This window comes from Methylobacterium sp. Gmos3 (assembly GCF_056430985.1).
The window spans coordinates 35,839-48,431 of the sequence record NZ_JBWJYL010000003.1 but is presented as its reverse complement, the minus strand read 5'-3'; the positions used below and the strand labels follow the sequence as shown (position 1 = coordinate 48,431).

Below are 12,593 nucleotides of genomic sequence, written 5' to 3'. Positions count from 1 at the left end.
GTGGCGTCGAGCGCTACAGCGACAGCACGTCCACCGCGCTCCCCAGCCGCGCGGTCGCGATCTCGGCGACGTGGCGGTGGTGGGTGAACAGGATCGGCTGCACCGTGCCGCCGATCTCGGCCAGGGTTTCGAGCCCGTGGGCGGTGCGGGCATCGTCGAAGGTCGAGAACAGGTCGTCGCCGACGAAGGGCGCGGGCTCGGCGCGGCCGGCGTAATCCTCCAGATGGGCGAGGCGCAGGGCGAGGTAGAGCTGGTCGCGGGTGCCCTCACTCATGGCCTCGATGCCGACGAGCTCGCCCCCCGCCGCACGCCGTCCCACGAGGCGGGGCGTGTCGTCCGCGTCGTAGCTTTGGGCGAGCCCGTCGAAGCCGCCGCCGGTGAGCCGCCGGAACAGGATCCCGGCCCGTGTGATCATGGGATCCTGTTGTCCAGCGCGGTGCTTGGCGACGGCCGCGCCGAGCATCATCCCGGCCAGCCGCAGCACCGCCCAGGAGCGCGCCGCCTCCTGCATCTGCGCCTCGGCGCCCTTGCGTGCGGCGAGCGCCAGTTCGGCGCCGGTGCCGCCTTCGAGTTCGGCGCGGCGGGCAAGCTCGCGCTCGCGGTCGGAATAGACGACCCGGCTGCGGTCCTCGACCGCCTCGGCCTCGGCGGCCAAGGCCGCCAGACCGGCCTCGATCGCCTCGGGCGGGGTCTCGGCGAGGCCCGCGCGCAGATCCGCCTCCGACAGCCCATCGCCGGCCGTGGCGAGGTCGCGCCCGCGCAACCGGGCGAGGTCCCCACGCAGACGCTCGCGGGCGTCGAGCCGGGCATGCAGGGCGGCGAGGTCGTCCAGGGAGGGCGCCCCGTGGTCCGGCAGCCGCTCGGAGGCGAGGGCGACGAGCCGGCCCCGCGCCACCTCGCCCTCGCTCGCGGCCTCGGCGGCGGCGCGTCCGGCGGCGTCCTGCAACCGCGTCAGCTCCGTCCGGCGGACGGCCTCGGCCTGGGCCGCTTCGAGACGGGTGTGCAGGGTGCGGATGCCGGCGCCCGGCGACATGTCGGCGAGGTCGGGCGCAAGGTCGCCCACCAGGGACGCGGCGGCGGATTGGAACAGGTCCCGGTCGCGGACCAGCCCCCTCACCCGGCGGGCGAGGTCCGAATGCTGCGCCAGGGCCTGGGGCACATCGCGCCACGCGGCCAAGGCGCCCTCGGCCTCCTCCAAGCCGGCGCTCGCGGGCAACGCCAGGGCCGTGACCGCGCCGGCCCAGGCGTCGCGCCAGAGGGCGCGGCGGGCGGCCGTCTCGGCCAGGATCGCCTCCTGCCGCTCGGCCGCCTGACGGGCGGCGCCGAGCCGGCCGGTCGCCTCCCGCCCGGCCTCCCACTTCGTGGCGAGGGCGCGCAGGTGCCCCTCCAGCCCGTCCAGCAGGGCGGTGAGGTCGAGCCCCGGCAGCACCTCCATCCCGGCGCGGGTGCAGAGGGCCGCCAGGGGCTCCCGGGCGGCCGCGATTTCGGCGGCGTAGCGATCGCGGCTGATGCGCTCGTCGGCGAGGTCCTGCTCGGCCCCGATCACCGCCTGCGCCTCGGCGAGCCAGCGGGCCATCTCGACGGGCGGGCCGGGGCGGATGCCCGCCTCCCGCCAAGCCTCCTGCCACGCGGCCTCGCCCTCGGCGACGTCGGCCTCGCAGGCCGCGAGCGCGCCTTCCTCCTCGGCCACCTCGGCGAGGCAGGCCGCGAGGCGGTGCTGGTCGGCGGCATGGGCCGCGACCCGCGCCGCATCCTCCGCGCGGGCGTCGGCGAGACGGTCGGCGGCCTCCACCGCCCGCTCGAAGGCGGCGACGGCCTCGGGGGCGGCGCCGGTTCCGGCGATGAGGGCATCGCGCAGGGGGGCGAAGGCGCCGGAGCGGGCCTCGCGCAGGGCGGCGAGGCGCTCCTGCGTCGCCACGGGCCCGGCGGCCTCGCGCTCGTCGAGGCGGACGCGGATCTCCGCGACCCGGCGGCGGGCGGCGGCGAGGCGGTCGGCGACCCGCCCGCGCTCCCGCGCCGCCTCGTCCAGAAGGGTCTGGAACCGCCCGATGGCCTCGGCCGAGGGAAGCGGGGTCCGCGCCAGGGCGGCGGGGTCGGCGATGGACGGGGAGAGGCGCCCCGCCCGGTCGCGCAGGAAATCGGCGGCCCGGCGGATGCCGTCCTCGAATTCCCGGTGCCGGGCGATGGTCTCGCGAAGGCTCACGAAGGGGCGCAGCATCTCGCGCAAGGGGGCGGGATCGAGGACGGAGCCGGCCGCCTCGCCCTCGCGGATCAGGCGGTCGCGCTCGGCGCGGGCGGTCTCGGCCTCCCGCGTTGCCTGGGCCTCGGCGGCATCGAGCGCCCGGCCCTCGCGCAAAAGGCGCTCGATCCCGGCGCGGGCGGCGTCGGTGGGGAGGGCGTCGGCCAAGGCCTCGCGGCTGCGCAAGCCCAGCCGGGCACAGAGCCGGTCGAGGGCCTGTTCGGCCCGCTCGGCCTCGCCGCGCAGGCGGGTGAGATCGGTCCCGTCCTTCTCGAAGCGGTCGATCCCCCGGAACGCCTCCAGGATCTCCTCGGCCCGCAGCGCGAGGGGCGCCGCCGGGGGCAGCGCCTCGACCTCGGCCCGCGCCCTGGCGAGGGCGGCGGCGGCGCGGGCGGCCTCGACCTCGGCGGCGCGGCATTCGGCCAGCGCCTGCCCGAGCCGCGCGATCCAGGCGCCGTCCGCCTCGACGGCGAGGGGATCCTCCGCGAGGCGCGCTTCCAGGGCGTCGATCTCGGCCAGAACCGGCCCCGCCCGCTTCAGCCGCTCCAGGCGCGCCCGCGCGGCGGCGAGGCGCCCGCGCTCGGTGCGGAGCGCGTCGAGGTCCGCGCCCGCCGCGTCGATGGTCTCGTTGAGCTGCCGCCACTCGGCGGGGGAGAGGCCGGTCTCGCGCTCGGCCTTGCGCGAGTCCTGCCAGCTGTCGAGGGCTTGGTAGAAGGTGCGGTGCCCCGCCTTGCGCGGGGTGAAGATCGCCTCGGCCTCGCCGTCGAGCCGGGCCTGTAACTCGGTGAGGCCGCGCAGGCCGGAGCCCGCCGCGAACAGGCTCGCGCCGACCTCGCCCTCCACGGCGACCATCTCCTTGCCGCCCTTGCGCAGGGCCTCGGCATCGAGGCCGAAGGCGCGGCAGAAGACCGGGCGCGACAGTCCGCCGAGGAACGGCGCCAGGGCGTCGTCGGGCAGGGCCGCGTCCGCTCCGTCGACGAGGGTGCGGGCGTTGCCCTTGCGGCGGCGGAAGGCGAGGCGCCGCCCGTCGGCCGCCGCGATCTCGGCGCCGATGCGCAGCGACGGCATGTCGTGCAGGAAGGCGTAATCGGTGCTCTTGCCGAACCCGAACAGCAGGTCGGTGACGGCGGCGAGCGCGGTGCTCTTGCCGGCCTCGTTGGCGCCGAGCACCACATGCAGCCGGGCATCCGGCCGGAAGGTCAGGGTGCGGTCGGTGAAGGCGCCGAAGCGCTCCAGGGTGAGGCTGAGGAGGCGCATCAGCAGCTCCGCCCGGAGAGGCGGCCCAGGACGAGGGCCTGCGCCTCGGCGCAGAGGGCGTCGAACTCGGCCTCGATGGCGGCCTCCTCCGCGACGCCGGCTGGCATCTTGCGGACGATCTCGGCGAGCGCCGCCTGGGCGCGCTCGCGGAAGTCCGGATCGCGGTCGATGTCGGCCAACAGGGCGCTGGGGTCGATGCCCGCCGCGAGGGCGGGGATCTCGGCTCGGGGCCGGCGCGTCTCGACCTTCAGCCGTTCCAGCCAGATCTCCTCATGCACCCGGTGCGCGGCGGCCTGCACCTCGGCGGCGAGGTCGTCCCGGTCGGCGCAGAGCCGGTCATGGGCGGCGCTCTCGCCGGTCAGGTGGACGCGCACGAGGATCAGGCGCGAGGCCGCGACCGATGCGAGCGGGCGCAGGGCCGCCTCCACCCGCTCATGGGCCGCCGAGGGCTCGGACACGCCAGAGAGGTCGACGGCGAGGCGTTCGAACCGCGCCCGGTCGAAGACCAGCCGCTCGACCTCGCGCACCCGCCCGTCCTCCACCGTGACGAGCACGGCGCCGCGCGGGCCGCATTCGCGCACGCTCCTTCCCTGGAGATTGCCGGGGAAGACGATCCACGGGTCTTGGGAGAGTTCCTGATACTCGTGGATATGGCCGAGCGCCCAGTATTCGTAGCCGCGCAGCGCGAGATCCTGCACTGAGCACGGGGCGTAGGTCGCGTGCTCGGCGTAGCCGGCGCAGGAGGTGTGCAGCACGCCGAGGTTGAACCAGCCCGGCACGGCGGCCGGATAGCCGAGCGCGATGTTCTCCTCCACCGCCCGGTTCGGGAAGCTGCGCCCGTGCAGGGCGACCTTCCAGGCGTCGAGCCGGTGCGTCGTCGCCCGGTTGGAGGGGAAGACGTGGACGGAGGGCGGCAGGGTGATCGAGCGGGTGATTACGCTCTCGGCATCGTGGTTGCCGCGCACCATCACGACGGGGATGCCGGCGCGGTCCAGCCGCCCGACTTGCCGGGCGAAGAACAGGCCGATGGAGGCATCCGCCCAGTCGCCGTCATAGATGTCGCCGGCCACCACGACGAAGGCCACCTTCCGCGCGATGGCGGCGGTGACGAGATCCTCGAACGCCCCCCGCCCCGCCGCCGCGAGGCGCCGGGCAAGGTCGGCATCGCGCCCGGCGAGCCCGGTGAGCGGGCTGCCGAGATGGAGGTCGGCGGCGTGGACGAACTTGAAACGCGACATCCGGGTCCTGGGCGACGGCCGGTGTTCTTAGGACGTTCCGGTGCGGCGGCTCAAGGGAGCGGGTGGGGGCGTCCACCGCCGCGTTAATTTTTTCGCACCCGGTTTCCTGCCGCTGAAACTTTCCGGCCCCCGGCCTCCGTAGAGGCCAGCGACGCCCCGATGGGCGCTGATCAAGGGAGCCACCATGTCCAAGTCGATCCGTCGCCTCGCCCTCGCGCTGGGCCTCGCCGCCGCCGCCGCCGCGAGCCCGGCCCTTGCCAAGAACCCGATGGTCGGCGGCGCGCCGATGTACGCCAACAAGACCATCGTCGAGAACGCGGTGAACTCGAAGGACCACACCACCCTGGTCGCGGCCGTGAAGGCGGCTGGCCTCGTGGACACCCTGTCCGGCCCCGGCCCGTTCACCGTCTTCGCGCCGACCAACGCCGCCTTCGCCAAGCTGCCGCCGGGCACCGTCGAGACCCTGGTCCAGCCGCAGAACAAGGCGCAGCTGACCAGCATCCTGACCTACCACGTCGTTCCGGGCGTCTACACCGCCAAGGAGCTGATGGCGGCGGTGCGCCAGGGCGGCGGCCAGGCTGAGCTGAAGACCGTGCAGGGCGAGCCCCTGACCGTGACGACCAAGGGCAAGGCCGTGATGCTCACCGACACCAAGGGCAACATGGCCAAGGTCACGATCCCGAACGTCATGCAGTCGAACGGCGTGATCCACGTCATCAACGGCGTGATGATGCCCTGATCGGGCCTGCGGGCCCCGGCCCAGTGCATCGATCCGGACTAAGGCCTCGGCCGTGTCTGGAAAAATCGATGCATCAACAAGACGCTAGGGCAGAGACACATGAACGGAGTGAATGCGTCTCTGCCCTAGCCGGGGTCCGCCCCTTTTCAATCGCGGACGAGCTTGCCCGAGTAGATCACCGGGCCGGTCGGCGAACCGGTCGGCGAGCCGCCCTTCGGCTCCACCGACACCGCGAGACTTGCCCCCTCGGCGCCCTGGCGCAGGGCCGCCGGCACGGGCAGACGGGCCGAGGCGTCGGTCACGAGACCCAGCGAGCGCGGCGCCGCTCCCGCCCCCACGTACCAGAGTTCCAGGCTGCGATCCGGCGGCGTCTCCGCCGCGAGGCTGCGGACCTGCACGAGGCCGCTGCCGAGATCGACGCGCACGATCAGCGCCGGAAGGGCACCGCCCCGATCCACCACCGCGAGATACTGCGCACCCTCGCCGGCCGGGCGCGGCCCGGCGGCGATCCACAGGGCGAGGCCCGCCGCGAGCGCCCCCGCCCCCATCGCCGCCACGCGCCAGCGCCGTGCCGCCCGCTCCAGGCGGATGATCTGCGCCCCGCCCGCGACCGCGCCGGGCGTCCCGCCGGTCCGCGCCGCGACGCCCGCCCAGGTGGCGGGGCTCGGCGCCACCGGAGGCGTTGCCACGGCGAGCGGCGCGAGCCGCGCCTCCCAGCTGGCCACGAGGGCGCGCAGGTCCGCATCCCCGTCGAGGGCGCGGGCGAAGGCGGCGCGTTCCTCCGGCGGAAGGGTGCCGAGCACGTATTCGCCGGCCGTGCCGTCCGGATCGTCGGGCCAGGAATGCGGGGTGCTCATGCCGCCTCCAGGCAGCCGCGCAGGCTGATGAGGCCCCGGCGCAGCCACGTCTTCACCGTGTTGACGGGGCAGCCGAACCGCGCGGCCAGTTCCTCCCGCGACCAGCCCTCGCAATAGGCGAGGACGAGGCATTCGCGCTGCGGCACCTCCACCGTGCCGAGGCAATGGGCCAGGGCATCGCGCCGGGCGAGGTCGCCCTCGCCGTCGCCGAGATCGGGCAGGCGTTCCAGCCAGCCCTCCTCGACCTGCGTCAGGCGGGCGGCCTTCTCCTGCCGCAGCCGGTCGATGGCGCCATTCCGGGCGATGGCGACCAGCCAGACGAGCGGGGCGCCGGCCCGTGAGTCATAGCTGCCAGCCCGCTGCCAGATGCGCACGAACACCTCCTGCAGCGTGTCTTCCGCCGCGCCCCGATCCCGAAGGATACGGAGAACGATCCCCAGAAGTTTCGGGGCGGTCTGATCATAAAGGGCGCGCAGGGCCGCCTGATCGCCCCCGGCGACGGCCTCGATCAGCCGCGCCAAATCGCCGTCGCGCTGGGCGCTCCCCAAGGCACTCCCCCCTGCTGCGGCCAAGCCGCTCGGGGCGGCACCATAACCGCGCCCCGGTGAGGGCGCTACGGCACCACCGGCCGGGGGATGATCTCGGCCACAGGCACCTGCGCCCCCTCCGGCGGGCCGGGTGGCGCGGGCTGGGGCGGGAAGGCGCCCTCCCAGCCGCCGCCGAGCGCCTTCGAGAGCGCGACGAAATCCGTCGAGACGGCGGCGTTGGCCTGGGACAGGTTGGTTTCGGCCTGCAGCACCACCTGCGCGTTCTGCAGCACGGTGGTGAAGATCTCGACGCCCTGCGTGTAGCGCGCCCGCGCGAGGTCGAGGCCCCGCCGCGCGTCGACCACCTGCCGGGCGAGCCGCGCCCGGCGGCCGGCATCGCCCTGGAGGGACGCGAGCGCGTTGACGACCTCGTGCCAGCCCTGGAGCACCGCCTTCTGGTAGGCGATGGCCGCCTCCTGCTGCTGCGCCTGCCGCAGGACGAGGTTGGAGCGCAGCCGCCCGCCCTCGAACAGGGGGATCGAGAGGGACGGGCCGATGTTCATGTATTGCAGCGACGAGCCCCGGAAGATCTTGGCCGGGTCGATGGCGTTGACCGTCGGGCTCGCGGTGAGCGTCACGCGCGGGAAGAACTCGGCCTCGGCCTCACCGATCTCGGCAATGGCAGAGTGAAGCGTCGCCTCGGCCTGGCGGATGTCGGGCCGGCGGCGGATCAGTTCGGAGGGAATGCCCACCGGCACCTTCGGCGGCACGGGGGGGACGCCGCGTCCGCCGGTCAGGTCCTGCGCCAGGGCCAGCGGCGGCTCGCCCAGCAGCAGTGAGATCGCGTTGATCTGCTGGATTTCCTGCTGCTGCAATTGCGGGATCTGCGCCTGGATCGCCTCCACCTGCGAGGCGGCGCTCGCCACATCGAGCCCGGTGACGAGGCCCTTCTGCTGGCGGATGCGCACGACGTCGAGGATCTGCTGGTTCACCCGCACGTAGGATTGGTAGATCCGGACGAGATCCTGCGTGCCGCGCAGCTGGATGTAGTCGCGGGCGAGTTCGCCCTGGGCCGAGACCAGGGTGCCCCGGCGCCCCTCCGCCGAGGCCTCGGCCTGGGCCTGGGCGGATTCCACCGAGCGGCGGACCCGGCCCCACAGGTCGAGTTCCCAGGAGGCGTCGAAGCCGAGGGTGTAGCTCTCGAAGCCGTTGGTGAGGGGCGCGGTCGGGTCGGTGCCGCCGGTCAGGCCGCCGAGGGAGTTCGACAGCAGGCCGATCGTGCCGTTCTTGCTGAATTGCTGCCGGTACGCCGAGCCCGTGCCGGACAGCGTCGGCAGGGCCGCCGCCGCGCTGGTGCCGAGCTGCGCCCGGCTCTGGAGCAGGCGGGCGGTCGCCGTCTGCACGTCGAGGTTCTGGGCGGCGATGCGCGCTTCGAGCCCGTCGAGGACGGGATCGCGGAAGGCGCGCCACCACTCGACGTCGGGCGGGGCGTCGGTCGTGCCGCGCAGGAGCGGCAGCGAGGTGTGGACCGGGCGCCCCGGCGCGGGCTCGACATAGGTCGCCGAGGCCGCGACCGTGGGGACGGGGCGCACGAAATCCGGCCCCACGACGCAGCCGCCGAGGAGGCCGGTCGCCCCCAATGCCGTCATTGCGAGCGCAGCGAAGCAATCCAGGGATCCGCCACGCCGTGAAACGTCCCGCTGCCCTGGGTTGCTTCGCTGCGCTCGCAAAGACGGAGTTGCTTGGGCCGGCATCGGCCGGACATTCAGGAGGCGGATCGCCATGTCAGTGCCCTCCGCCGCCGCCGCCCGAGGCGGTCTTGGCCGAGATGAGGAAACAGAACGGCACCACGAGGAAGGCGATGATGGCCGTGTATTGGAAGACGTTGCCGTAGGCGAGGATCGAGGCCTGCTTCATGTAGGTCTGGTAGGTGTGGGCCACCGCCTGCTGGTGAACGGCATCCGCCGCGCGCCCGAGGGAACGCAGCGTGTGCTCGCTCTCCTGGATCAGGGTGTTGTAGCCCTGCCGCAGGGGCGTCATGAAGCCGGAGAGGTGCGCCTGATCCGCCTGCCGCCGCTCGGTGACAGCTGCGGTCGAGAGGGAGATCCCCAGCGAGCCGAACACGTTGCGGAACATCGAGAACAAAGCCGCCCCGTCGCTGCGGTATTTCTGCGGCAGGGTCAGGTAGGCGATGGTCGAGATCGGCACGAACAGGAACCCGAGCGCGGCGGTCTGCATGGACCGCATGATCACCAGGGTCTTGAAGTCGATGTCGGGGGCGAGCTTGCTCGAATACATCAGCGCCACGCCCATCAGCGAGAAGCCGAACATCACGAGATAGCGGGTCTGCACCACCTTCATCAGCTGCCCGACGATGGGGATCAGCACGATCACCACCATGCCGCCGGGCGAGAGGATCAGGCCCGATTGCAGGGCCGGGTAGCCGAGCACGTTCTGCGCGAATTGCGGGATGATCACGGCGCTGGCGTAGAGGGCAAAGCCCATCGCGCCGATGAGTATGCAGCCGATGGCGAAGTTCTTGTCGCGGAACACGTCGAGGTCGATGATCGGCTTCCTCGCGGTGAGCAGCCAGCAGATCGCGAAGAAAACCCCGAGGCCGCCGATGATCGTCATGGTGACGATGAACGGCGAGCCGAACCAGCCGTCGTCCTCGCCCCGGTCGAACACGATCTGCAGGCAGCCGATGCCGATCACGATCAGCGACAGGCCGATGTAATCGATCCCGCGCTTGCGGTTCTTCTTGGCCTGCTCGTGGGGCGGATCCTCCACGAGGATCGAGTTCAGGATCACCGCCAGGATGCCCACCGGCACGTTCACGAAGAAGATCCAGCGCCAGTCGAGGTGCTCGACGAGGTAGCCGCCCAGCGTCGGCCCCAGCACCGGCGCGACGATGGTCGCCACCGCCGTGACGCCGAAGGCCGCGCCGCGCTTGGCCGGCGGGAAGGTATCGAGGATGATCGCCTGCTGGCTCGGCTGGAGGCCGCCGCCGAAGAAGCCCTGCATCAACCGGAACAGGATGATCTGCCCGAGGCTCTGACTGAGGCCGCAGAGCAGCGACGAGACCGTGAACATGCCGATGCAGATGATGAAGTAGCGCTTGCGCCCGATCGTGTCGGACAGCCACCCGGCGATGGTGAGGACGATGCCGTTGGCGACGAGATAGGCGGTGAGCGTGTAGGTCGCCTCGTCGTTCGAGGCGGCGAGCGACCCGGCAATGTAGGGCAGCGCCACGTTGACGATGGTGGTGTCGAGGATCTCCATGAACGCCGCCATCGTCACCACGATGGCGATCAGCCACGGGTTGTAGCGCGGCTTCCAGGCCTGGTCCGACGCGCCGCTCACTTGAGCATCACCGTCGGCTCGACGCTGATGCCGAGCGGCAGCGGCTCATCGGGCTTGAGCCCGGAATCGATCAGGATCTTCACCGGCACCCGCTGCACGATCTTGATGAAGTTGCCCGTGGCGTTCTCGGCCGGGAATGCGGAGAATTTCGAGCCGGAGCCCCGCTGGATCGAATCCACGTGGCCGTGCAGGTCGAGGTCGGGATAGGCGTCGACGGTGATCGTCACCTTCTGGCCGGGCTGCATCCCGTTCAGTTCGGTCTCCTTGTAGTTCGCCGTCACCCAGACATCGGTCGTCACCAGGGACATGACCTGCTGGCCGGAGGAGACGTAGTTGCCCGCGTTGACGTTGCGGCGCGTCACCCAGCCGTCCTGCGGCGCGCGCACCACCGTCCACTCGACGTTGAGCTTGGCCTGATCGAGGCGCCCCTGCGCCTGCTCGATCTGGCCCTCGATCTGCGTGACCTGCTCCTCGGACTGGCCGATATTCTGCTTCACCGGCTCGGCCTGGATGAGGCGGGCCTGGGCCTGCTCCACCTGCGCCTTGGCCTGGGCGAGGTTCGCCGCCGTGGTGTCGACCTCCTGCTGGGTCGTGGCGAGCTTGGGCAGGCTCTTCTGCCGGTCGTAGTTGGATTGCTGCAGTTGCAGGTTCGCCTTGGCCGCGTCGAGATTGGCCTTCGCCAGTTCGAGGGCTGCCGGGAAGTTCTTCTTGGCGATTTCGACGCCGAGCTTCTGGCTGGCCGCCTGAGCCTTGGTCGTATCGAGCTGCCCCTGCGCCTGTTCTTGGCTGAACACAAATTGTCGGGGATCGATACGGAACAACGGATCGCCCTTGTGCACGAATTGGTTATCCGTGACGTCGAGGCTGACGACCTGCCCCGAAACCTGGGGCGCGATGGTGACGATGTTGCCGTCCGTATAGGCGTCGTCGGTGGAAGCCTTGCCACGGGTGGAGAGCCAGTAATAAACGCCGCCGCCGATCAGGAGCAGCACCACCACCGCCGCGATGCCGATGACCAGCGGTCGCCGGCTCTTGCGACGCCGCTCGCCTTCCTCTTGGTCCTTCTTGTGGTCGGACTCATCGTCCTTCTTGTCCTTGGACGCCTGCTGGCCGTCCTTCGACCGGCTGTCCTTCGACTCGCCATCCTTGGACGTCTCGCCGCCGGAGCGGCGCCCGTTCGAGGATTGCTGCTCCTCGCCATTCTCGTCCGCGTCGTCGTCATCCCGGCGGGCGCCCACGTCGAGATAATCCCGACGCCGGGAGCCCGACCGGCCACGCCCCTGGCGCGGCCCGAACGCCTCGTCGTCGCTGTCACGCATTCTGGGCTGCTCGATCCTGGCGCTGGCCGGCAGGCGACAATTGCCGCGGCACAAGCGAACCGTTAAGTACGCTTACTAAGGGGAGTCGCGCAGAAGATGTCAATTGGAGGCGATACACCCCCAAGACGCCGCGACGGGCCGGTGCCCCGGGGTCAGCGGCGCCGGAGCGAGATCCTCGCGGTGGCCGAGCGGACCCTGCTCCGCCAGGGTTTCACCGAGACGACGATGCAGCGCGTCGCGGAGGAGGCGGGAGCCTCGAAGGAGACCCTGTACCGCCATTTCAACAGCAAGGACGACCTGCTGATCGAGGTCGTCCTCGCCCGCACACAGGCGCTAAGGCAGGCGCTGGACGCGAATTTCGAGAGCGGCGCGCCCTTGGCGACGGTGCTGCGCGAGATCGGCCGCAACCTCCTCGCAGCGATGGGAAACGACGAGGTGATCCCCCTCCTGCGCATCGTCGTGACAGAGACGGTGCGGAACCCGGCGCTGGGCCTGGCCCTGTTCACGGCGGGGCCGGAACGGACGACCCGGCGGCTCTCGGCCTATCTCGAGGCGGCGAAAGGCCGCGGGGATTTCCACGGATTAGATGCCGAGCTGGCGGCCTCGCTCTACATCGGCGCCGTCCTGGGCAACGCCTCGCTCATCAACCTGCTGCGCCCGCCCGAGCGCCCGATGGAGGCCGCCGAGATCGACAGGCGGGTCGACGAGGCGGTCGCCCTGTTCCTGGGCCGCTACGGTCAGCCCGCCGAGGTTGGAGCCGGAAGGTAGCCCTTCCCCGTGAGCCATTCCGACAGGCCGCGCTCCACCGCCTCGGGCCATGACGGGCGAGGCTCCGGCTGGTCGGCGATCCACGCCTTCAGCGCCGCCGCCACGGGCTCGGGAAGGTCTGCGCCGAGCTCACGCGCGTTCGCGCCCGCCTTGAGCAGGGCTTCGGCTGCAATTTGCGCGATACTTGCTGCGATCTTCTCCATCGGAGCGAACCGTAACAAGAAGTCCCCAGCATTTCATCACCGCCGCCGCTCCAAAAGCGAAGTGAAACGGCTGAATCGCCGGT

The 12,593-nt window shown here is 71.8% G+C and carries 10 protein-coding genes; 2 read left to right on the top strand and 8 right to left on the bottom strand.

Annotated features, from left to right (window positions below; all coding sequences use genetic code 11):
* Positions 1–13: 13 nt before the first annotated feature.
* Positions 14–3,496 (bottom strand): AAA family ATPase, encoded by a 3,483-nt coding sequence (locus ACS5Q7_RS06480; protein ID WP_478338603.1) that lies wholly within the window; start codon positions 3,494–3,496, stop codon positions 14–16.
* Positions 3,496–4,734, bottom strand: coding sequence for a metallophosphoesterase family protein (locus tag ACS5Q7_RS06475; RefSeq protein ID WP_478338602.1), 1,239 nt, complete (start codon positions 4,732–4,734; stop codon positions 3,496–3,498). Before ACS5Q7_RS06475 ends, ACS5Q7_RS06480 begins: the two co-directional genes overlap by 1 nt.
* Positions 4,735–4,918: 184 nt before the next feature.
* Here ACS5Q7_RS06475 and ACS5Q7_RS06470 point away from each other — a divergent pair, with 184 nt between their 5' ends.
* Positions 4,919–5,473, top strand: a complete 555-nt coding sequence (locus ACS5Q7_RS06470) for a fasciclin domain-containing protein (RefSeq protein WP_478338601.1) — start codon at positions 4,919–4,921, stop codon at positions 5,471–5,473.
* Between the two features lie 146 nt (positions 5,474–5,619).
* On the opposite strand, the gene ACS5Q7_RS06465 is transcribed toward ACS5Q7_RS06470, so the two are convergent.
* The 5 genes from ACS5Q7_RS06465 to ACS5Q7_RS06445 form a co-directional block, all read right to left on the bottom strand.
* Positions 5,620–6,330, bottom strand: coding sequence for an anti-sigma factor (locus ACS5Q7_RS06465; RefSeq protein ID WP_478338600.1), 711 nt, complete (start codon positions 6,328–6,330; stop codon positions 5,620–5,622).
* Complete coding sequence (locus tag ACS5Q7_RS06460; protein ID WP_478338599.1) at positions 6,327–6,878, bottom strand: sigma-70 family RNA polymerase sigma factor; 552 nt, start codon at positions 6,876–6,878, stop codon at positions 6,327–6,329. Before ACS5Q7_RS06460 ends, ACS5Q7_RS06465 begins: the two co-directional genes overlap by 4 nt.
* A gap of 65 nt (positions 6,879–6,943) precedes the next feature.
* Positions 6,944–8,506, bottom strand: a complete 1,563-nt coding sequence (locus ACS5Q7_RS06455) for an efflux transporter outer membrane subunit (RefSeq protein ID WP_478338598.1) — start codon at positions 8,504–8,506, stop codon at positions 6,944–6,946.
* A gap of 136 nt (positions 8,507–8,642) precedes the next feature.
* On the bottom strand, positions 8,643–10,220 hold the full coding sequence (locus tag ACS5Q7_RS06450) for a DHA2 family efflux MFS transporter permease subunit (protein WP_478338597.1): 1,578 nt from the start codon (positions 10,218–10,220) through the stop codon (positions 8,643–8,645).
* On the bottom strand, positions 10,217–11,539 hold the full coding sequence (locus ACS5Q7_RS06445; RefSeq protein ID WP_478338596.1) for an HlyD family secretion protein: 1,323 nt from the start codon (positions 11,537–11,539) through the stop codon (positions 10,217–10,219). The genes ACS5Q7_RS06450 and ACS5Q7_RS06445 overlap by 4 nt, the downstream gene beginning before the upstream one ends.
* Before the next feature lie 141 nt (positions 11,540–11,680).
* Here ACS5Q7_RS06445 and ACS5Q7_RS06440 point away from each other — a divergent pair, with 141 nt between their 5' ends.
* Positions 11,681–12,307 carry a TetR/AcrR family transcriptional regulator gene (locus ACS5Q7_RS06440; protein ID WP_478338595.1) on the top strand — a complete coding sequence of 209 codons (627 nt, stop codon included), beginning with the start codon at positions 11,681–11,683 and terminating at the stop codon, positions 12,305–12,307.
* Here ACS5Q7_RS06440 and ACS5Q7_RS06435 read toward each other — a convergent pair.
* The gene (locus ACS5Q7_RS06435; RefSeq protein WP_478338594.1) at positions 12,277–12,510 is read right to left on the bottom strand and encodes a hypothetical protein; all 234 of its coding nucleotides are present in this window, start codon (positions 12,508–12,510) and stop codon (positions 12,277–12,279) included. The two genes, ACS5Q7_RS06440 and ACS5Q7_RS06435, sit on opposite strands and share 31 nt — an antisense overlap.
* Positions 12,511–12,593: the final 83 nt, after the last annotated feature.

Coding starts and splice junctions, on each gene's coding strand:
- ACS5Q7_RS06470 (WP_478338601.1), top strand. CDS start 4,919: ATGTCCAAGTCGATCCGTCGCCTCGCCCTCGCGCTGGGCCTCGCCGCC.
- ACS5Q7_RS06465 (WP_478338600.1), bottom strand. CDS start 6,330: ATGAGCACCCCGCATTCCTGGCCCGACGATCCGGACGGCACGGCCGGC.
- ACS5Q7_RS06435 (WP_478338594.1), bottom strand. CDS start 12,510: ATGGAGAAGATCGCAGCAAGTATCGCGCAAATTGCAGCCGAAGCCCTG.
- ACS5Q7_RS06445 (WP_478338596.1), bottom strand. CDS start 11,539: ATGCGTGACAGCGACGACGAGGCGTTCGGGCCGCGCCAGGGGCGTGGC.
- ACS5Q7_RS06455 (WP_478338598.1), bottom strand. CDS start 8,506: ATGACGGCATTGGGGGCGACCGGCCTCCTCGGCGGCTGCGTCGTGGGG.
- ACS5Q7_RS06480 (WP_478338603.1), bottom strand. CDS start 3,496: ATGCGCCTCCTCAGCCTCACCCTGGAGCGCTTCGGCGCCTTCACCGAC.
- ACS5Q7_RS06475 (WP_478338602.1), bottom strand. CDS start 4,734: ATGTCGCGTTTCAAGTTCGTCCACGCCGCCGACCTCCATCTCGGCAGC.